Annotated in this window: 18 protein-coding genes; 9 read left to right on the top strand and 9 right to left on the bottom strand. The window is 64.9% G+C overall.

Going from position 1 to position 20,549, the window contains the following annotated elements:
* The first annotated feature begins 74 nt into the window (after nucleotides 1-74).
* The 5 genes from AC1DKD_RS18810 to AC1DKD_RS18790 all read left to right on the top strand — a co-directional run bounded on the left by AC1DKD_RS18810 (nucleotide 75) and on the right by AC1DKD_RS18790 (nucleotide 4,131).
* A complete protein-coding gene (locus AC1DKD_RS18810) occupies nucleotides 75-794 on the top strand; it encodes an SDR family oxidoreductase (RefSeq protein ID WP_441629424.1) in 720 nt (239 codons plus the stop codon).
* Nucleotides 791-1,567: a citryl-CoA lyase gene (locus tag AC1DKD_RS18805; RefSeq protein ID WP_441629423.1), complete on the top strand. Its 777-nt coding sequence runs from the start codon at nucleotides 791-793 to the stop codon at nucleotides 1,565-1,567. The genes AC1DKD_RS18810 and AC1DKD_RS18805 overlap by 4 nt, the downstream gene beginning before the upstream one ends.
* 74 nt (nucleotides 1,568-1,641) lie before the next feature.
* Nucleotides 1,642-2,184: a carboxymuconolactone decarboxylase family protein gene (locus tag AC1DKD_RS18800; RefSeq protein WP_441629422.1), complete on the top strand. Its 543-nt coding sequence runs from the start codon at nucleotides 1,642-1,644 to the stop codon at nucleotides 2,182-2,184.
* Entirely contained in the window at nucleotides 2,177-3,034 is an 858-nt protein-coding gene (locus AC1DKD_RS18795) for an SDR family NAD(P)-dependent oxidoreductase (protein WP_441629421.1), read from the top strand. Before AC1DKD_RS18800 ends, AC1DKD_RS18795 begins: the two co-directional genes overlap by 8 nt.
* Before the next feature lie 86 nt (nucleotides 3,035-3,120).
* Nucleotides 3,121-4,131, top strand: coding sequence for a Bug family tripartite tricarboxylate transporter substrate binding protein (locus AC1DKD_RS18790; protein ID WP_477103328.1), 1,011 nt, complete (start codon nucleotides 3,121-3,123; stop codon nucleotides 4,129-4,131).
* A 184-nt stretch (nucleotides 4,132-4,315) separates the two neighbouring features.
* Here the strand turns inward: AC1DKD_RS18790 and AC1DKD_RS18785 are convergent, their stop codons facing one another.
* Entirely contained in the window at nucleotides 4,316-4,555 is a 240-nt protein-coding gene (locus tag AC1DKD_RS18785; protein WP_441629419.1) for a hypothetical protein, read from the bottom strand.
* 183 nt (nucleotides 4,556-4,738) lie between these two features.
* Here AC1DKD_RS18785 and AC1DKD_RS18780 point away from each other — a divergent pair, with 183 nt between their 5' ends.
* Together AC1DKD_RS18780 and AC1DKD_RS18775 are read left to right on the top strand one after the other, a co-directional pair.
* Nucleotides 4,739-5,977, top strand: a complete 1,239-nt coding sequence (locus AC1DKD_RS18780) for a serine hydrolase domain-containing protein (protein ID WP_441629418.1) — start codon at nucleotides 4,739-4,741, stop codon at nucleotides 5,975-5,977.
* A 67-nt stretch (nucleotides 5,978-6,044) separates the two neighbouring features.
* Entirely contained in the window at nucleotides 6,045-7,061 is a 1,017-nt protein-coding gene (locus tag AC1DKD_RS18775) for an AraC family transcriptional regulator (protein ID WP_441629417.1), read from the top strand.
* A gap of 175 nt (nucleotides 7,062-7,236) precedes the next feature.
* Here the strand turns inward: AC1DKD_RS18775 and AC1DKD_RS18770 are convergent, their stop codons facing one another.
* From AC1DKD_RS18770 to gabT, 4 genes are all read right to left on the bottom strand, one after another.
* Nucleotides 7,237-8,826 carry a gamma-glutamyltransferase family protein gene (locus AC1DKD_RS18770; protein WP_441629416.1) on the bottom strand — a complete coding sequence of 530 codons (1,590 nt, stop codon included), beginning with the start codon at nucleotides 8,824-8,826 and terminating at the stop codon, nucleotides 7,237-7,239.
* Between the two features lie 57 nt (nucleotides 8,827-8,883).
* Nucleotides 8,884-9,867, bottom strand: coding sequence for a Bug family tripartite tricarboxylate transporter substrate binding protein (locus AC1DKD_RS18765; RefSeq protein ID WP_477103324.1), 984 nt, complete (start codon nucleotides 9,865-9,867; stop codon nucleotides 8,884-8,886).
* Between the two features lie 186 nt (nucleotides 9,868-10,053).
* Complete coding sequence (gabD, locus tag AC1DKD_RS18760; RefSeq protein ID WP_441629414.1) at nucleotides 10,054-11,511, bottom strand: NADP-dependent succinate-semialdehyde dehydrogenase; 1,458 nt, start codon at nucleotides 11,509-11,511, stop codon at nucleotides 10,054-10,056.
* Nucleotides 11,512-11,578: 67 nt separating this feature from the next.
* Nucleotides 11,579-12,841, bottom strand: a complete 1,263-nt coding sequence (gabT, locus tag AC1DKD_RS18755) for a 4-aminobutyrate--2-oxoglutarate transaminase (RefSeq protein WP_441629413.1) — start codon at nucleotides 12,839-12,841, stop codon at nucleotides 11,579-11,581.
* A 639-nt stretch (nucleotides 12,842-13,480) separates the two neighbouring features.
* On the opposite strand from gabT, the gene AC1DKD_RS18750 reads away from it, so the two are divergent.
* On the top strand, nucleotides 13,481-14,284 hold the full coding sequence (locus tag AC1DKD_RS18750) for a BPL-N domain-containing protein (protein ID WP_441629412.1): 804 nt from the start codon (nucleotides 13,481-13,483) through the stop codon (nucleotides 14,282-14,284).
* A 4-nt stretch (nucleotides 14,285-14,288) separates the two neighbouring features.
* On the opposite strand, the gene AC1DKD_RS18745 is transcribed toward AC1DKD_RS18750, so the two are convergent.
* The 4 genes from AC1DKD_RS18745 to AC1DKD_RS18730 form a co-directional block, all read right to left on the bottom strand.
* Nucleotides 14,289-14,684: an avidin/streptavidin family protein gene (locus AC1DKD_RS18745; protein ID WP_441629411.1), complete on the bottom strand. Its 396-nt coding sequence runs from the start codon at nucleotides 14,682-14,684 to the stop codon at nucleotides 14,289-14,291.
* Nucleotides 14,685-14,728: 44 nt separating this feature from the next.
* Nucleotides 14,729-16,219, bottom strand: coding sequence for a TAXI family TRAP transporter solute-binding subunit (locus AC1DKD_RS18740; protein WP_477103322.1), 1,491 nt, complete (start codon nucleotides 16,217-16,219; stop codon nucleotides 14,729-14,731).
* Between the two features lie 2 nt (nucleotides 16,220-16,221).
* Nucleotides 16,222-17,406: a sodium/glutamate symporter gene (gene gltS / locus AC1DKD_RS18735; RefSeq protein WP_441629409.1), complete on the bottom strand. Its 1,185-nt coding sequence runs from the start codon at nucleotides 17,404-17,406 to the stop codon at nucleotides 16,222-16,224.
* Nucleotides 17,407-17,473: 67 nt separating this feature from the next.
* Entirely contained in the window at nucleotides 17,474-18,577 is a 1,104-nt protein-coding gene (locus tag AC1DKD_RS18730) for an AI-2E family transporter (protein WP_477143559.1), read from the bottom strand.
* A 259-nt stretch (nucleotides 18,578-18,836) separates the two neighbouring features.
* On the opposite strand from AC1DKD_RS18730, the gene AC1DKD_RS18725 reads away from it, so the two are divergent.
* Nucleotides 18,837-20,315, top strand: coding sequence for a patatin-like phospholipase family protein (locus AC1DKD_RS18725; protein WP_441629407.1), 1,479 nt, complete (start codon nucleotides 18,837-18,839; stop codon nucleotides 20,313-20,315).
* The last annotated feature ends 234 nt before the right edge of the window (nucleotides 20,316-20,549 follow it).

The raw sequence follows: 20,549 nt of genomic DNA, 5'->3' as shown, positions 1-20,549 counted from the left end.
GTCAAGACCCGGCTCGCCGCCAGTGCAAGCAACTACGCCAGCAACAACCCTCAAGGCAAGGAGCCTCTTTCATCATGACACCAACGGATATCCTGGTAACCGGCGGCTCCGGCGGCATCGGCTGGGCCCTGTGCAAGACGCTGCGCGAGCGCGGCCACACGGTAGTGAACTTCGATCGGGTGGCACCTCCCGAGGCCGGTGTGACGCATTTCGTCGAAGTCGACATGGCCGAGCCGGCGCAACTCGCCGCCGCGCTCGGGGAGGCATCGGCCCGCTATGCCTTCACTGCCCTCGTCAACAATGTGGCGACCCTGCGGGCGGCGAGCGTGGAGGAAACCGGCCTTGACGACTTCGACAGGCAAATCGCCGTCAATGTCCGCGCCGCGCTGCAATGCACCCAGGCGTTGGTGCCTGCCATGCGAAAGGCGCGCCACGGCCGCATCGTCAATATCTCCAGCCGCGCCGCGCTGGGCAAGGAACTGCGCACGGCGTATTCGGCCAGCAAGGGCGCCCTGAACGCCATGACGCGTACCTGGGCGCTGGAACTGGCGGCGCACGGCATCACCGTCAACGCCGTCGCGCCGGGGCCCATCGCCACGGCGGCGTTCGGCTCCGTCAACCCGGCCCAGGATGCGCTGACGCAGCGCATTGTGAATGGCGTGCCGGTCAGGCGGCTCGGCAAACCGGAAGATATCGTCCACGCCGTCGAGTACTTTCTCGACGAACGCGCGTCCTTCGTCACCGGACAGGTGCTGCACGTCTGCGGCGGCATCACCGTGGGGCTGAGCGCATGAACGGCATCCGCACCGAGATCGGCTACACGACGCCTGATCGCATCACGCTGCGCGGGCGGGACCTTGCCACCGAGGTGATCGGCAAGCTGGATTTCGTTCAGACGCTCTGCCTGGTTGCGCTCGGGCGCCTCCCCGGCGCCGCTGAGGCGCGGATGATCGACACGCTGCTGGTGACCGCGGTCGACCACGGGCTGACGCCAAGCGCGATCAGCGCCCGCATGACCTGGCTGGGCGCGCCGGAATCCTTGCAAGGCGCGGTCGCCGCGGGCTTGCTTGGCGCCGGCGAGCGCTTCCTCGGCACCGTGCAGAACATGGCGGAATTACTGCTGCAAGAAGGTGCGTCGCTAGCGGCCGATGCCGACGCAGCCACCATTGCAGAGCATGCCCGGCGCATCATCGCCGCCTGCCGGTCAGCCGGCAAGCCGATACCTGGCGTCGGCCATCCGATACACGCGCAAGGTGATCCGCGCGTGCCGGTCCTGATGGAGACCGCGAGCGCGAATGGCTTCCACGGCAAGTACTGTCGTCTTGCCCTGGCGCTCGGCGACGCCTGCGGCGACGGTACGCGCCGTGTCCTGCCGCTCAACGCCGCTGGCGCCATCGGCGCCATCCTCGCCGAGATGGGGCTGGACCCGCTGTTCGGCCGTGGACTGGCACTGATCGGACGCTGCGCGGGACTGGTCGCCCACCTGATCGAGGAACGCGAGCAGCCGGTCGGCCAACAGGTTTGGAACCTGGTCTTGCGGCAAGACCCGCGCAACGTGCTGCCGTAGGCGGCCAACTCCTATTTGCACTTTTCCCACCACGACATCACCTGCCGCGCGGCAGGAAACGGAGACAACACAACATGGCCAGACTGCCTTACTTCGATGTGGACAACGTCCCCGGCCGCCTTGGCGAGCAACTGCGCGGGCGTCCCGCCCTCAACCTGTACAGGGTCCTGCCGCATGCGCCGGAGATCGCGCTCGGCTTCCTCGGTCTCGGCCGCGCCATTCTCACGGAGGCCTCGCTGCCGCCCACGCTGCGCGAGCTGGTCATCCTGCGGGTGGGCGCGCTCAGCGGCGCCAGTTACGAAGTGCATCAGCACCGGCGCGTGGCGCGCGCCGCCGGTGTGCCGGAAGAAAAAATCGATGCCGTGCTGAAGCCGGATGCCAACGGAGACTTCAGCGAACTCGAGCGCCTTGTCATCGCATTCACCGATGCCGTGGTGCATGACGTCAAGGCACCGGCGCCGCTCTACGCCAAGGTTGCGGCGGCCCTGGACGAACAAATGATGGTCGAGCTGCTGGCAACCATCGGCTTCTACATGCTGGTGTCGCGCCTGCTGGAAAACCTCGAAGTCGATATCGAAAATCCGCCGCTGGAAAAACTGGAGCTGCGTCATGACTGAATCCCTGGAAAGCCGTCCGGACCAGCAACTGTTTGCACCCGCGCTTGGCGTGCCGCGCCGTGACGGCCGGCTCGCCGGGCGCCGCATCCTGGTGGTAGGCGCGGGCCAACGCCGCACCGTCGATCCGGTGCCGTCGGTCGGCAATGGCCGTGCCATGTCAATCCTGTTCGCCCGCGAGGGCGCCGCCGTGGCGTGCGCCGATATGGATGCCGGCGCCGCGCAGGATACGGTCGACCTGATCCTGCGCGAGGACGGCCGCGCGGTGCCGGTCCAGGCCGACGTTGCGGACCCTGCTCAGATCTCGCGCATGGTGGCCCAGGCCGCGGCTGCGCTGGGCGGGCTCGATGGCCTGGTGGTCAACGTCGGGATCGGCAACCCGAATCGCTTCGGCGCGGAGACGCCCGAAGACTGGGACCGGGTCCAGGACATCAACCTGCGCGCCCCGATGTTCTGCGCCCAGGAGGCCGCCGCCGTCATGCCCGCCGGCAGCGCCATCGTGTTCGTGGCCTCCACGGCGGCGATCTCGCCGCTGAGCGGCCTGCCGGCCTACGAGACTTCCAAGGCAGCCTTGACCGCGCTGGGCCGCGCGGTGGCATTCGCCGGCCAGCCCGGCGGCTTGCGTGCGAATGTGCTGGCACCAGGACTGATCGACACACCGATGGGCCGGGACGCCTCGCGCGCCCGGCCCTCGCGCGCGGCCCGTCCACTGCCGTTCGGCCGGCAGGGCACAGGCTGGGAGGTTGCGCATGCCGCGCTCTACCTGATCAGCACCGAGTCCTCCTACGTCAACGGACAGATGCTCATCGTCGATGGCGGCCTGTCGATCGGTGCCGTGCGCGCCGCTGCCTGACGGCTGGCGCAGCGTCGTACAGGTCAAGCGGGCCTGAGCTGTGCCATGGCCAGGCCCGTCATCACAACAATATGCAGGAGACAAACATGATGCGGAATTGCTGGAACACTTTGGGACTCGGCCGCTTCCTGGCCCTGGCACCCGCGATTGGCATGGCGCTGGGCCTTGCGCTTGGCGCGGCGCCGGCCAGCGCGCAGTCTTGGCCAGCACGGCCGGTTCGCCTGATCCTTCCCAGCGCCGGCGGCAGCGGGCCCGACACCATTGCGCGGATCTTTGCCGAGCGCTTGTCGCGTACGCTTGGCCAGCCCGTCGTGGTCGACAACCGGCCGGGCGCCAATGGCGTCATCGGCGTGGACGCGGTGGCCAAGGCGCAGCCCGACGGATACACCTTGCTATTCGCCAGTTCATCCTCCACGGTCATCAGCCAGGCCCTGCTGCACAAGCTGCCGTTCGATGTGACGCGCGACCTTGTGGCCGTGGCGCAGATCTTCTCAGGGGGCATCCATCTGGTAGCTTCGCCGGATTTTCCCGCGCGCAACCTGAAGGAGTTCGTTGCCCTCGTCAAGGCGAATCCCGGCAAGTACGACTATGCCACCTGGGGCCCGGGCTCCACCGGGCAGCTCGTGATGGAGTACCTGAAGCGGCAGGAAGGCCTCGACATCCGGCATGTGCCTTACAAGACGATCGGCCAGATATACCAGGACATGCAGGGCGGGCGGGTGAAGGTGGCCTTTGTCGACGCCACCAGTTCGGTGCCGCTGATCAAGACCGGAAAGCTGCGCGGCATCGCCATCACCGGCTCGCACAGGGGGCCGGCGCTGCCGGATCTGCCGACCATGACCGAACAAGGTTTTCGTTTCGATACGGATGCCTGGTATGGTGTGTTCGCCCCGCGCGGTACGCCAGCGGGCGTGGTGGCGGCCGTGCACCGGGAGGTCCTGAACACCCTGTCCGCCCCGGAGCTGCGTGACCGATTCGTCCAGCTCAACCTGATCGATCCGCCATTGAAAAGCGCGGAACAATTTGCCCAGACCGTACGCACCGACCTGTCCCTCTGGCAAGGCATCGCCAAAGCGAACGGCATCAGTTTGGACTGAGAAGCCAAGGGCCATTTCCAGTATCGCGGTGAATGCACCAGCTTTTGGCCTGAGCCCCCATATTGGGGGCTCAGGCCACAACCGGCCGCTTCGGCTTCTTTAAGTCATTCTCGCTGTTACTTGATAGAGTGCAATTCACAAACGGGCTTACCCTTCTTACCCGTACATCACGACTACCAGCAATTCATCGCTGCGGTCTCATCGGGCCGCTTTGCTTCTCCCGCATGACCCCGGCATCGGCATCTCCTGGATCTTCGGTCCAAGGAAACCGGACTTCCTTTACCTCGACCGCCTTCCAGGCGGAGTCGGCAAGGCCGCCGACGTGAGCGGCGTGACGATGCGCGCACATGAAAATATCGATACGGGCCTTGCCCTCCTCGTCGACACTCGCCCAGCGCAATAACCGCAATTTTGGCGCCAGCATGGCCGAAGGGAACTCCTCCCTTTTTTGTCATTTCCACTGACTGCCTTGATCTTGCCAATTTCCGCCCACAGGGCGATCGCGGGCGAATTTCCGCCGAACCTGAACATGCAATTGCCAGATCGGAACAGGCCCGCACCGCACCATCCCGTAAATTAGGCTCGCCTGCGTTCCAGTCGATGCGGCATGACGCAGGCACAAAAAGAAAGGGCGCCGCCCAACATCAGGAGACAAAACATGACGCAACAGAAACTGAAGACCGTCCTGGATCAGGTGCTGATCCAGGCCACCCATCGCCATGGCGGTGCGCCGGGGGTGGTGGCCATGGCCACCGACCGTAACGGCAACTTCTATGAAGGTGCCACCGGCACGCGCGAACTGGGCCGGGACAGCCCGATGACCACCGATTCGGTGTTCGCGATCTTTTCGACGACCAAGGCCCTGACCGGCACACTCATCATGCAGTTGGTCGAAGAAGGCAGGATTGCCCTGTCCGACAACGCTGGCGAGTACGTTCCAGAAATCGATGAACTCCAGGTGCTTGATGGCTTTGATGCCAATGGCCAGCCCCGTACCCGTGCGCCTGGGCGCAAGATCACGGTGAACGACCTGATGTTGCACGCCTCTGGCCTTTGCTATGAGTTCTTCAGCGAGAACGACCTGCATTACCGAACGGCCAGGAACATCCCGCCCATCATGTCCTGCAGCTTCGATTCGATACGCACAGTGCTGCTGCACGAGCCGGGGGCCGCATGGACTTACGGCGCCAATATCGACTGGCTGGGCCGCATCGTCGAACAGCAGCGCGGCAAGCGCCTGGGCGAGGTGATGAAAGAGCGCATCTTCACGCCGCTTGGCATGCAGGACATCGGCTTCCGGATGAGCGAATCGATGAAAGCACGGCGCGTTACCATCCATGACCGCGCAGCCGATGGAAAACTCACTCCGCTACCTGATCTGGTGCTGCCGGATCCCCCGCCGATGGACATGGGTGGCCACGGTCTTTACGCGACCATTGGCGAGTACATGAAATTCATCCGCATGATCCTGAATAACGGTGCCGGCCCGAACGGACGCGTGCTCAGGCCCGAGACGGTGGACCTGATGGCCCAGGACGGCCTGGCACCCATGGGGCTCGCGGTGGGCGGCTGGACCACCTCCGTCCCCTCGCTGAGCAATACCGGCGAATTCCTCCCTGGCACCGATAAGGGCTGGGCATACTCCTTCATGACGAATCGGGAACGTGCTCCCACGGGGCGGCCCGCGGGCTCGTTGATGTGGGCGGGCCTGGCCAACTCATTCTTCTGGATCGACCGTCAAAACGGCATCGGCGGCTACTGGGCGACCCAGATCCTGCCGTTCCAGGACGCCGCATCCTACCCGGGATTTGTCGAATTCGAAACGGCCATTTACCATCACAGGTAGCAAGCAGCTCCTGCACGCCGGTCTTCCGCGCCCGGCGCGTCCAAATGTCCCGCCCTGAGGCATGGCTATGATGGAAGCGATACGAAACGTTCTGGTCACGGATGCCCATGGCCAGGCCAGTTCGCGTTACCGCCTGGTGGCATCGAGCGAATGGGACGATATTCGTCAATGGTCGGACCGCATCTACATGCCGTACAGCGTCACGCCAACAGGGCGGCCGCGCCGCCCTGATTCGGTACTCGACGCCACCCGGATCGGGCACTTCACGCTAAGCCGCTTCAAGTATGGCATCCCGGTCCACATTTCCGATTTTTCACCCGCGGCGGGTACCGGAATGGTCCTGACCACCTTGCGCGGGACGGCGCGACACTGGACCGAGCCGAATGCCTTCGCCGACACTGGCGTTGGCGACGCCTTCGTGGTCGACAACTCGCGAACCCATTACTGGGTGGACTTTGACGAGAACCACCTGCAGATCAACCTGACCTTCGAACACGATGCGCTGGCCGCCTTGCATGAGCGCTGGTTCGGCCGGCCTGCCGACGAGAGCCTGTGGACGAAGAAATTTCGCCTTGGCGGCACCAATTCGAGCTGGATTTCCCTTCTCGCCTATGTTTGCAACTGCACCACGGAGATGCCGGATGCAATCGGCGGCAGCCCGCTGGGCCGGCATCTGGAAGAAATGATCGGCATCCACCTGTTGACGCAATGGCGCGCCCAGCTGGATCAGCCCAGTCAGGCCACGCTACACCGCATGGCGCCGCGGCATGTCCTGGCGGCGGAGCGTCATATCAGGGAACACGCGCATCTTGCGCCGACGCTGAGCGAACTCGCCCGCGCGAGTGGCGTAAGCGTCCGAACGCTCACCGGTGCGTTCCGTGAATACCGTGGATGCACCCCGATGGATACCTTGCGCGAGCAACGGCTTCAGGGTGTCCGGGCCGAACTGCTGCTTGCCGGCAAAGGGGCCACGGTTCGCACTGTCGCCGCCGCCTGGGGCTACGTCAATCTCGGCCTGTTCGCAGCCGTTTACAAGCAGCGGTTTGGTGAACTGCCTTCTCAGACCCTGGGGATCAGGAACTAGATCTTGCCGCTAAAGCCGCCGGCTGAGTGGCCTCCACGCTGGTCATGAAACAAAAATCGCGACACCAACGGTGATGTTGGTGTCGCGATTCATTGTCGTAGCGCGGTGACTGTCACGTCGGCGGAAATCCGCGGCAACCTGCGCTAATTAGCCTGAGCGCAGGTTGCCATCACGCTCAGAATCCCACCGCCTGCCCGTCCCGCCGCGAATCCGACGCAGCGATATACCCGTGCTCCGCCTTGTAGATCAACTGCGCGGAACCAAACTCCAGGCTGTCTGGCGGCGCCACCTCGACCTTGTGCCCACGCGCGCGCAGCGCGGCGACCACGTCTGCCGGCATATGCGATTCCACATTGACCACGGGGCCGTTCTCGACGCGGAAGCGCGGTGCATCGCTCATAGCCTGGGGGTTCTGGCCGAAGGCGGCCAGCCGCGCCATCATCTGCACATGGCCCTGAGCCTGCATGGAACCGCCCATCACGCCGAATGACATCACCGGCGCGCCATTGCGCGTGATGAAGCCGGGGATGATGGTATGCATCGGCTGCTTGCGCGGGCCGACGCAGTTGGCGTGCCCCGGCGTCAGGTTGAAGCCTTCGCCACGGTTATGCAGCGAGATGCCGGTGCCGGGTACCACCACGCCAGAGCCAAAGCCGCGATAGTTGGACTGGATGAACGAAACCATCGAACCGGCCGCATCGGCCGATGTCAGGTACACCGTGCCGCCGGTCTTGGGCATGCCGGCGCCGGGCGTGCTCGCGCGTGCCATGTCGATCAGCGCGGCGCGCTCGGCCAGATAGGCCGGATCGAGAAATGCCTTGGGATCGTGCTGCATCGTCGCCGGGTCGGAGACGTGGCGATGCAGGTCGGCGAACGCGAGCTTCATCGCTTCAACGCCGACATGATAGAAGTCCGCGCTGTCGCGCCCCATGCTTTCGATGTCGAAGCGGTCGAGAATGCCGAGCCCGATCAGCGCAGCCAGACCCTGCCCGTTGGGCGGAATCTCGTGCAACGTGTAGCCGCGGAAATCCTGCGACAGCGGCGTGACCCAGCTATGCGCGTGCTGCGCCAGGTCATCGGCACGGATGGCGCCACCGGTTTCCTCGGCAAAGGCGACGATACGCGCGGCCAGTTCGCCCTTGTAGAAGCTCTCGCCATCGCTTTCGGCAATGCGCTGCAGCGTGGCAGCCTGCTCCGGAAAGCGCCAGCGCTCGCCAGCCTGCGGCGCCTTGCCATCACGCAGGAAGGCCTTGGCAAAGCCAGGCTGGCCGGCCAGCACAGGTACCTGTGCCGCCCACTGGCGCGCGATCTGCGGCGATACCATGAAGCCCTGCTCCGCGTATTCGATTGCCGGTGCGAACAGGCGCGCGAACGGCAGCTTGCCGAAGCGGGCGGACAGTGCCTTCCAGCCTGCGACCTGACCCGGCACCGTCACCGTATCCCAGCCGACCGAAGGCATTTTCTCGCGGCCCGCGAAATATTCGGGCGTCCAAAGCGCGGGCGCGCGGCCACTGGAGTTGAGGCCGTACAACTGGCCTTCGTGCCAGACCAGCGCAAACATGTCGCCGCCGATACCGTTCATAACCGGCTCCACCACCGTCAGCGCGATCGCCGTGGCGATCGCACTGTCGATGGCGTTGCCGCCTTCATACAGCATGCGCAGGCCGGCTTGCGCGGCGAGCGGCTGGCTGGTGCTGACCGCATTGGCGGCAAGCAGCGGCATCTTCTGGGAGGGATAGGGGAAGGACCAGTCGAAAGGCAACATTAGGAGCGACTCAGTAGGATGGGGAAAATCCGGAACGCGGATGGAAGCGCGCGCCGCTTATTGCAAGGCAATGCCCGATTGCTTTACCAGCTTCTCGGTGCGTGGAATCTCGGCATTGATCATCGTGTTGAAGTCCGCCGCGCTGCCGCCGCGCGGCTCGGCGCCCGTGGCCCCCAGTTTGTCGCGGAAGGCCGGATCCTTGAGCAGCTTGTTGACCGAGACATTGAGCTTGGCCACGACCTCGCCCGGCGTGCCCTTCGGCGCGACCAGGCCATACCATGGGGCGATATCGAAGCCGGGATAGCCTTGCTCCGCGATGGTCGGCACATCCGGGGCCATCGACGAACGCTTGTTGTTCGACATGCCAAGCGCACGCAGCTTGCCCGCCTTCACAAAAGGCAACCCCGTCATGATGGTGTCGAAGTACATCGACACCTGACCCGACAGCAACGCCGGGATCGCTTCGGCTGCGCCCTTGTAAGGAACGTGAACGATGTCGATGCCGGCCATCGCCTTGAGCATCTCGCCGGCCAGGTGCGAGGTGGTTCCTGCTCCGAACGAGGCGTAGCTCAGTTTGCCTGGATTGGCCTTGGCATAGGCCACCATCTCGGGCAGCGTCTTGAACGGCAGCGACGGATTCGACAGCAGGATGTTCGGCGTGTAGGCCACGACCGTGATCTTCTCGAAGGCATCCGGATCGTAGCTGAGCTTCTTGTAGAGAAAGCGGTTGGTCACCATCGACGCGGGACCGGACATCAGCAGCGTGTAGCCATCGCCAGGCGCGCGGGCCGCGGCCTCGCTACCGATCATGGCCGCGGCGCCGGGCTTGTTTTCCACCACGAAGGGTTGGCCGTATTCCTTGCCGAGTGCAATGCCGAGCTGGCGCGAAAGCAAGTCTGTCGCGGAGCCGGCCTGGAATGGCACAACGATGCGCACCGGCTGCGTGGGCCAGTCTCGCGGGCCCTGCGCGAGAACCAGGGACGATGCCGCCATCGCCGCCACGGCGGCGATGGAACGGATGAAACGAAAACGAACCTGCATGAAACTACCCTCCTCGATAGTAGAGAATCCACTCGCTGCGCTGCGTACAGCGCTTGCCTTGGGTGGGCGGCCTCCACTTGGACCGCCTCTACCCAGGCTGTGGCTTAAGTCATTACCGGCCTGAATCCGGACAGAAGAACACCCGGCACCGGGCCGGGCGAACCGGCAGTGCGACACGCGCCGGGTTCAGCGGTCGACCCCTCCCATGCACAGGTATTTGATCTCCAGATAGTCCTCGATGCCGTACTTCGAGCCTTCGCGGCCCAGGCCGGATTGCTTGACACCGCCAAACGGCGCGACTTCGTTCGAGATCAGGCCCGTGTTGATGCCCACCATGCCGTATTCGAGCGCCTCGGCGACGCGCCAGATGCGGCCGATATCGCGGCTGAAGAAATAGGAGGCGAGACCGAACTCGGTGTCGTTGGCCATGCCGATCACTTCCGCGTCGGTCGAGAAGCGGAACAGCGGCGCCAGCGGGCCGAACGTCTCTTCCTTCGCCACGCGCATGGCCGGCGTCACGTCGGCCAGCACGGTCGGTTCGAAGAAGGTGCCGCCCAGGCTGTGCCGTTTGCCGCCGGACAGCAGCCGCGCGCCCTTGGCCATTGCGTCCGCGATATGCAACTCCACCTTGGCCACCGCGTCCTCATTGATCAGCGGGCCTTGCAAGACACCGGGCTCGACACCGTGGCCAACCTTGAGCTTCGCCACGGCGGCGACCAGCTTCTGCGCAAAGGCGTCATAGACCTTGTCGTGCACGTAGAGGCGGTTTGCGCAAACGCAGGTCTGGCCCGCGTTGCGGTACTTCGAGGCAATCGCGCCCTCCACCGCGGCATCCAGGTCGGCATCATCGAAGACGATGAAGGGCGCATTGCCGCCCAGTTCAAGCGAGAGCTTCTTGATGGTGTCGGCCGACTGGCGCATCAGGATGCGGCCAACTTCCGTCGAGCCGGTAAAGCTGAGCTTGCGCACGACCGGATTGGCGGTCAGCTCGCCGCCGATCGCCCGGGCGTCGCCCGTCAGCACGCTCAGCACGCCCGCCGGCACGCCCGCGCGCTCCGCCAGCACCGCCAGCGCGAGGGCGGACAGCGGGGTGTCCTCCGCCGGCTTGAGCACCATCGCGCAGCCCGCGGCCAGGGCAGGCCCGGCCTTGCGCGTGATCATGGCCAGCGGGAAATTCCAGGGTGTGATCGCCGCGCAGACGCCCACCGGCTCCTTCACTACCAACAGCCGCTTGTCGCCGGCGGGGGACGACAGCACGTCGCCACTGACGCGCTTGCCTTCCTCGGCGAACCATTCGAGGAACGACGCGGCGTAGGTCACTTCGCCGCGGGCCTCGGCCAGCGGCTTGCCTTGCTCGGTAGTCATCAGCAGGGCAAGGTCGTCGGCATTAGCGAGCATCAGCTCATGCCAGTTGCGCAGCACCTGGCTGCGCTCGCGCGCGGTCTTGCCACGCCAGGCGGCCTGCGCGGTGCGCGCGGCCTCGATGGCGCGGCGTGTTTCCGCCGCCCCCATCAACGGCACCGTGCCGATGACGGCGCCGGTCGCGGGATCGGTGACGGCGAAGGTCTCACCGCTGTCGGCGTTCCGCCACGCGCCGCCGACAAAAGCTTGCGCACGCAGCAAGCCTGCATCCTTGAGTTCCATGATGAAGTCCGTTTGGTCCTGTTGTATCCGTTTGGGTGCGCTTCGGTGCGCTTGGGTGCGTTTGGGATCAGCGGGTCAATGCGTCAGCCAGGATGTCGAGGCCTTCGTCCATCACGGCATCGCTGATGGTGAGGGGGAACAGGAAACGGATCACGTTGCCGTAGATGCCGCAAGACAACAGCAACAGGCCCTGTTCCAGCGCGCGGTTCTGCACAGTGCGCGTGAAATCGGCGTCCGGACTGCCATCCGCCTTGCGGAATTCGACGGCGACCATGGCGCCGACGCCGCGCACTTCGGCGATTTGCGGCACGCCGGACCTGAGGCTCTCCAGACGGTCCACCAGGCGCTTGCCCAGCACGTTGCCGCGCTCGATCAGGTTCTCGCTTTCGAGCACGTCCAGCACGGCCAGCGCGGAAGCCACCGCCAGCGGGTTGCCGGCATAGGTGCCGCCAAGCCCGCCGGGTGCCGGGGCGTCCATCACCTCCGCGCGACCGCATACCGCCGACAGCGGCATGCCGCCCGCCAGGCTTTTCGCCATCGTGGTCAGGTCCGGCGCCACATCGTAGTGCTCCATCGCAAAGAGCTTGCCGGTGCGCCCGAAGCCGGTCTGCACTTCATCGGCGATCAGCAGGATGCCGTGCTCGTCGCAAATCGCGCGCAGCGCCCTCACGAACGCGGCCGGCGCCACGTTGAAGCCGCCCTCGCCCTGCACCGGCTCGAAGATGATGGCAGCCACGCGCTTGGGATCCACGTCGGCCTTGAACAGGTTCTGCAGCGCCTTGAGCGAATCCTCCACCGACACGCCGTGCAACGCGCAGGGATACGGCGCGTGGAACACCTCGCCGGGGAACGGTCCGAAGCCAACCTTGTACGGCACCACCTTGCCGGTCAGCGCCATGCCCATCATGGTGCGGCCATGGAAGCCCCCCGAAAAGGCGATCACGCCCGGACGGCCGCTGGCGGCACGGGCAATCTTGATCGCGTTTTCGACGGCTTCGGCGCCCGTCGTGAAAAATGCCGTCTTCTTGACCGAGCCACCGGGGGCGCGCTGGTTGATTTTCTCGGCCAGCTCGATGTAGCTGGCGTAGGGGACGATCTGGTAGGCGGTGTGCGTGAAGCGCTCCAGTTGGCGCTGCATGGCCTCCACCAGGCGTGGATGACGATGGCCGGTGTTCAGGACGGCGATGCCGGCGGCGAAGTCGATATAGCGCTTGCCCTCCACATCCCAGATCTCGGAATTCTCGGCACGCTCGGCGTAGAAATTGCACATCACGCCTACGCCACGGGGCGTGGCGGCATCTTTGCGGCGGACCAGCTCGGCGTTCTTCATCTCTTGCTCCATCTCTTGCTTCGGTTTGTGCCAACGGACTTCGTTGTCCGCATTTCGCGTCGTCAACCGGCAGCGGGTGCTGCATCTCGGCCGGAATGCGGTGGAGTAGAAAATTAACCGAAAATTGGCACCACCACTAGATCCATATTGATGCTTGTTGATAGGGCCATTTTTGAGAGACCTGTCTTGTCGGATTTGCTGCCGCAACGTCCGGAACGGTTGCCGGACAGCCGCGACGTGACGCATGAATCTCACGCAGGCTTCAGACGCGACAGGATGTGACAGGAACCAGCAAGCTGCTGGCGTCAGGACGGATCACCAGGGGAATTGCCTTGCCATCCCGTGCTGCCTGCCTGGAGGCAATCGCTGGCGGCTGGCTCCGTCACTGCCCCGATGGGAAATGGCACCTACTGATGAAGTACTTCACCAAACCATATTGTCTTGCACGGATAATCCTGCAAATGGCACCAGGCTTTTGGCACGAACACGGCACCCCCTGGACCGCTTTGTGATGTCACGGCGGGCAGGATCGTACGGGATGCTTCAAGGACGGCCAGGCTCCCGGAACCTGGTGCCGGCAAAACCTAGGGCGTAAGATCACCAGCGACGCGATGCCGCGTTGCACATCGGCGAACCATCATGGCAAAGCCCCAGATCCTGACCTATATCGATGCCGGCACGTCCGACGGGACCGCACGCCTGATGAGAATGATCGGACAGCAACTGCTTCCCGGCGCTTACGAGATCCGGGCGGTCATGGCCGATGACCTCAGGCATGACGCGGCGCTCTTCGATGACGCCGCGCTGTTTGTCATGCCGGGCGGTGCCGACCTTCCCTATTGCGCCGCATTGAACGGCGCCCCCAACGCGCGCATCCGGCGCTTCGTCGAGCAGGGCGGCGTCTACCTGGGCATTTGCGCGGGCGCGTACTACGCTTGCAGGGAGCTGGCGTTCCATGCCGGAACCGAGGGCGCAATCTGCGGCGCACGCGAACTGAACTTTGTGGATGCGGTCGCGGTTGGCTCGCTGCCCCAGCTCACGGGGGGCGTCGCTTATGACGCAACGCCGAGGAGCGCCACGGCCACGGAGATCCGGACGACCCATAGCCTGACCGCTGCCCCGACGACGCTTTATGCGCACTACCACGGCGGCTGCCGCTTCGATTTCGGCGACGCAACGAACCATGCGGCGCGGATCCTGGCCGTGTACACCGGCATCGAAGGCAACCCGCCCGCCATCGTGAGCGCAAGCGTGGGCAAAGGCTGCGCAATCCTGACCGGTGTCCACCTGGAAATCTCGGAGCGCGAGTGCAAGGACGCACTGCGCGGACACAGCGACATGGCCGCGCACTTGCACGTTTGCCGCAAGCTGGCCCGGACCGGAGAGGCGCGGCTGGCGGTTTTCCGCCAGTTGCTTGCTCACGCGGGCCTCTTGCTGGGCTGACCGCTCAGGGCGTCCAGTACCAGACGGCGGAGTTGGAGAGAAAGGTCTCCCACATTGCGTGCGGCTTGCCGGGATCGTCGTCATCGCAGAGCCGGGCAAGAACCCACTGGGCTTCGATCCGTTCTCTCGATGCATCACCGAGACCATCCTGCTCGCCCTTGGCCAGGTAGCGGCCGGCAAAGGTGGTCAGCGATGCGTGCGCCTCCGAAGCATTCTTCCAAAGCACCGTGAATCCGATCAGCGTACCGTCGGTCATGCCGTGCGCGTCGAACCACGCATTGGGATCGGGCATGCCCACCTTGGTCTGGTAGCGGCCGGTGAAGCGGGCACCCGGCTCGATGGAAAGAATCTCAAGCCCGCCGCCGTTCCGGCCGAGCCATCGTCCAACACGGATTGTCATGGTGCCTCCTTTGCATTGCGCGGATTGAAAAATGCGTTTGACGCCTACTTCTTCCCGGCGCCGGCGCTCATCGCATCGAGCGCCTTTGCCGCGGCAAGGTGCTGGGGCACGGCAAGCCCTTGCAGCGCCGTCGCCGCCGAGACCTGCGCACCTTGCGCGCTGCCGCGCGCGGCGAGATCGTTGCCGTTTGCGAAAACCAGGCGGGTCAGCGCGGCCACCTCGGCATCGGAGAGGTCGCTTGCCGTGAGGAGCAGCGCCGCGGTCGCGACGCTACGCACGTCTTGCCGCTGGTTCGCGTAGGCACCGCGCGAGATCGTGTAGGGAAAGTACGCGGTCTTCGCACCGGCCAGCGCGGCAATCCCGCGCTCCGAGAGCGGCAACAGCCGCAGCGGCACGTCCTCAAGCGCATCGCGCACGCTGTCCGCCGGCACGCCGATGACCTGTATCACGGCGTCGACCTGCTTCTGGCGCAGCGCAACCAGCGCGGCGCCGATGCTCAAGTCCTGGGGCACGATGTCCTTCAGCCCGAGCCCATGCGCCTCAAGCACGCGTACCGCGGTGACGCGCGACGCGGAGCCCGGTTCCCCCATGGCGACCTTGTGGCCGCGCAGGTCCGACATCGATGCCAGCGAGTCGTTGGCCCGCACCAGGACATGCACGGCTTCCGGATACAAGCTGCCCAGCGCGCGCAGCGAGGCGTACGGCCCGTCCGTGGCAAAGGCGCCCTTGCCCTCATAGGCATCGAGCGCGGCATCGCCCTGCGCCAGCGCAACCGAAACCTTGCCTTCCCGCAGCAGACGCAGGTTTTCCTCTCCTCCCCGCGTGATCAGGGGCACTACCCTGACCCTGGTCTCGCTCGCCAACGCGCGGGCAAAGCGCAAATACTGTCCGTGCTCGGCACCGGCCGCGATCGCGTATCCGTCCGCCGCGCGCGCGAGCCGTGCGCGTACGCTGGCATATGCCACCGCAAGCTCCTGCTCGATGGCCGCTTGCTCAGCAGGCGAAGCATCCTTGGGCACGGATTCGATCACCTTTCGCATCGCGTCCAGGATGGCGGCGGCGCCTGGCGCGGTATTCGTGACATAGTCCGGCGCCTCAGCGGGCCGGTAGCCGCCGGAGGTAACCGCGACCCACCGGTCCCCCTCGCGCTTGTAGAGCGCGGTACCGTGGGCACGGATGATGTCTCCCGCCTTGTTGCCGCCCGAGGCAATACCGGAAATGCCCTTCGGGCCCGCGCCCAGCGCGGAAACTAGGCCGGCGACGCCCGGCGCGTCCCATCCGCCGAAATCGAAGTCGCGCGCGAGCTTCAGTTGCGCGTCGAAGTAGACTGTCCGGCGTGTCTCGCCCGCCGCCCTGGTGTCCGCCTGGGAGCCACGGCGCTCAAGGCTGACCAGTTCCACCGTCCCGGCCGGCAGCGCCTGCACCAGGCGTTCGTTGACCCCGGCCCGCAGGCTGTCGGCATCCGGGCCGCCGCCGCAGCCGCTCAGGAGGACCGCCAGCACGGCGGCCAGCAGCATGGCGATGAGGGTGCGCATGGTCAGCCTCCCACGATCGGCAGCGCAAGCCATAGCGTCAGCACCACCGCGTTCATCAGGTCGACGAAGAATGCGCCGACGAGCGGGGCGATCAGGTAACTGGTCGGGGCCGGCCCGTACTTTGCGGTGATCGCCTGCATGTTCGCCATGGCGGTCGCGGTGGAACCCATATTGAAGCCAATGAAGGCCGCGGAGGTGACGGCTGACTCGTAGTCGCGGCCCATGAAGCGAAAGCAGACCAAAACGGCGTAGATAACGAGGAATACCACCTGCATCGCAATGATGACAATGAAAGGCCCCGCCGACAGCGCCACCTCGATCAGGTCGAGCGCCATCATCGTCATGACGAGGAACAGCGACAGGCACACGTTCGAGATCAGGTCCGTGGCGCGGTCATCGAAACGCAGGCCGATGAATGGGCAGAGGTTGCGGATGGCGACGCCCGTGACCATGCACCACAGGAAAGCCGGTATGGTGATCGAGCCGCCGGTGAACTGCGCTGCCAGCCACCGGCTGGCCACTACCGCGGCAAAGATGCCGGCGAGGGAGCCGATCGCGCCGACGGTGGCGATTGGCGCTGCCGGCTGCATGTCGTCGCTCGCGGTTTCCTCCGCCCGGGATCGCAGGTGGTATCGCGTGATCAGGAACTGCGCGACCGGGCCGGCGATGATGCCGCCGACAATCAGGCCCAGCGTCGCCACCGTCATGGACAAGTCCATCACGGACTGCAGGTTGTTGACTTCCGCGAAGCGCTCGGCATAGGCCGCGCCGGTGCCATGGCCGCCCACGAGGGTAATCGAGCCACCGACCAGCCCGAAGATCGGGTGCAAGTCCAGCACCTTCGCCATCGCGACGCCGACGGCGTTCTGCGCGACGATGTAGGGCAGCATGATCATCAGGAAGATGACAAGCGCCTTGCCTCCCCGGCGAAGTGTGCGCAAGTCCGCGCTCAGCCCCATCCCGCCGAAGAACATCAGCAGCAGCACCGGCTTGACGCTCTGGTCGATCGTGACCTTGAAATCCGCGGTTGCCAGGGCCAGCGCGGACAGCACCGCGAAAAGCAGGCCGCCGGTGATGGGATCCGGGATGTTGTATCTCGACAGCAGCCCAACCCGGCGATTGACCAGCGCGCCGATAAGCAGCACGACAACGGCGGCCAGCAAGGAGCTAAGGGGATCGAGACTCATCGGCTATCCCGTTGGATGTCAGGCGGTTCGCACGAATCCAACGCGACAAGGCGCGAGCCTGGCAGTATCAAACTGGCTTCTGGTCTCCTGGCCCGCTACCGTGGTGCTGGTCCTCGACCCATTGCCAGAACAACTGATAGCCGACCGCGAGCATCACCGGGCCGATAAACAAGCCAATGACGCCGCCGCTGACCATCCCGCCCAGGGCGCCGATCAGCACCACCGGCATCGGCACGTCGACACCCCGGCCCAGCAGCAGGGGCTTGAGGACGTTATCGGCCAGCCCCGCCACGAAGACATAGATGGAGAAGACGATCGTAGCGACGCTGGCACCCTCGGTGGCGATGACGAAGACAATCACCGGGACGGTAATCAGCGTGGCCGGCAGCTGCATGATCCCAAGCAGCAGCACCCCCAGAGCCAGCAGGCCGGCGGCAGGAATGCCCTTGAGCACGAAGCCGACGCCGATCAGCAGCATCTGGATGAAGGCAATGCCGACCACCCCCTGGGCAACCGCGCGAATGGTGGAGGTGYACAACGCGGTGATCTGCGGGCCTTTTTCCGGGTTGAAGATGCGCGAGGCAATCTGCACGGCGCTACGGCTGCCCTGCTCCCCAAAAGCCATGATGATGCCGGCGATGATCAGTGCAAAGACGAATACCAGCAACCCCCTGCCGAGACCCGCGGCCGCGCCCAGCAGCACGAGGCTGAAGTCCTTGATCTGAGGCGCGAGCTTCATCACCAGACCGGTCAGGTCAGTGGCGGCTTGCATCCAGAAGGCATACAACTGCTTCCCCACCAGCGGCCAACTGGCTACCGACTCGGCCGGCGGTGGGACCTGGAACTCCCCGCTCTTGACGAGGGTCATGGCATTCTCCACCGACTCCGCCATGGCGACACCCAATAGGTAGGTCGGCACCATGATGATGCCGATCACGACCAGGATGATCAGCGTGGCGGTGCGGCCGTCCTTGTTGCCCAGCATCGGGCTGAGTTTCACCTGCAGCGGATAGAGGGTGATCGCCAGGATCAGCGACCAGACGAGCAGGTCGAAAAACGGACGGAATATCTCGAAGCAGAAAATCACCAGGACAGCGATCAGCCCGGCACGGATCAGTACATCGAGCATGCCGCGGGACAGCGCCTTCTCGGAAATGGGCGTGGGCAACATCGATTGCCTCCTTGCAGGTCACCGCAAAGGTATCGGGTCGGAAAGCCAGGCAAGGGCATCTCATCCCTGCCGTTAAGCCATGTCCGGGCGACACGATACGTCCGGCACGGTCGATGCCGGCATCGGCGCGTTCGCCATACGAGGGCAAAAGCCAACCACCCCCCCGATTCGGTGAATTCTAGTCTAGGCTAGTCAGAATGCCGGGACAACCTCAATGAGTACGCACCGTAACAATACCCGGAGACTGCCCGGAGAATCCATGGTCCGACTGCCGACGCCTGCATTGGTGGTACTTGCGTTTCTGATCGTGCTCGGCGGCTGCGCAAGCCGTCCAGTCAACCCGCCCATCGCTCACGCCGACCCGGATGCCGGCTATCGGTTCGTCACCCGTCCGCAATACTCGGCAGACAACGAAAACCTGGTGATCCTGGCCTTCTCGGGCGGCGGGACACGCGCTGCGGCATTTTCGTACGGCGTCCTCGAGTTCCTGCGCAATACCGAAGTCGTCGGACCGAAAGGCAACAAGTCTCGCCTGCTCGAACATGTCGGCGTCATCACCGGCGTATCCGGCGGGAGCTTTACGGCGCTCGCCTATGGCCTCTACGGCGACAAGCTGTTCGACGATTACGAGCAGCGCTTCCTCAAGCGCGACGTGCAGGGGGAAATTACGTTCCGAACGCTCAATCCAGCCTACTGGCCATCCCTATGGTCGAGCGGCTGGGGGCGCTCGGAACTGGCATCAGACCTGTACGACGAAATCCTGTTCCATGGCGCGACATTCGGCGACCTCAATCGCGGAGGCGGCCCTTTCATCGTCGCCTCCGCCACGGACATCTCCACGGGCGCCCGCCTGCCCTTTACGCAGACCACATTCGACGTGCTTTGCTCGGATCTGAATGCGGTGAAGCTCTCCCGTGCCGCCGCCGCATCGTCGGCGGTACCGGTGGTGCTCACGCCCGTTACCCTCAACAACTACGGCGGCACCTGCGGCTACGCCCCCCCCGGCTGGATCAAGCCATTTCTCGACGCCAGCGACCCGCCCCGGCCGGCCGCCCGCGCGACCCGTCACCTGAAAGAGGAGGCCGAATTCGGGGACAGCGCCAACCGGCCCTACATCCATATCGTGGACGGCGGGGTGTCGGACAACCTCGGCATGCGCAGCGTGCTGGATTCCCTGGAGGTCATGGAAGCGCTGCATTTGATCGGCCAGCCTTCGCCACTCGACCATACGCGCAGGATCGTCGTCTTTGTCGTCAATTCACTGTCCACGCCCAAGACGGCATGGGACAAGTCGGAATCCCCGCCAGGCACGCTGCAGATTCTGGTGAAAGCCACGGGCGTGCCGATCGACCACTATTCCTACGAGGCGACGGAGTTGTTGAAAGACAGCCAGGCGCGATGGCAGTCCATGCGCCGGGTCCGGGAGTCACGCGCATTTTCAGCGAACAAGGATGCCGCGGTAGCCACTGCGTTACGCACRCCGGACGCAACGATCTATGCCATCGACGTGTCGTTCGCCCAGTTGACGGACAAGGCGGAACTGGATTACCTGAACGAACTGCCCACATCGTTTTCCCTGCCGGCCGAGGCTGTCGACCGGCTGCGTGCCGCCGCGGGGAAGATCATCATGGCGTCGCCCGATTTCAATCGGCTGCTGAAAGATGTCGGCGCCAGGGTCATCGCCGCCCCGGCACCGGCACCGGCAGGCGAAACAACGGGCGACCACGGTAACAAGTAGCCGTTGGCCAGGCGCTGGTGCTTAACCGGCTGATATCCCGGATCGAGGCACAAGCCCCTGGCGTGCGTCTCCGGGCGGTCGGCAGCCGGGACGGAACGCTGGCGGACCGGCTCGACGCGACAGCGCCCTGATCGCCGGAAAGCCAAAAATGTGACGGGCCAATCCAGCTTATGACAGAATATATGCCCCCTGGTCACACCGGAAATGACGTTGCGGTCCGGACGTCGACGCACC

Source organism: Cupriavidus sp. 05T313, from assembly GCF_056396665.1.
This window is presented reverse-complemented; position numbering and strand designations above follow the sequence as displayed.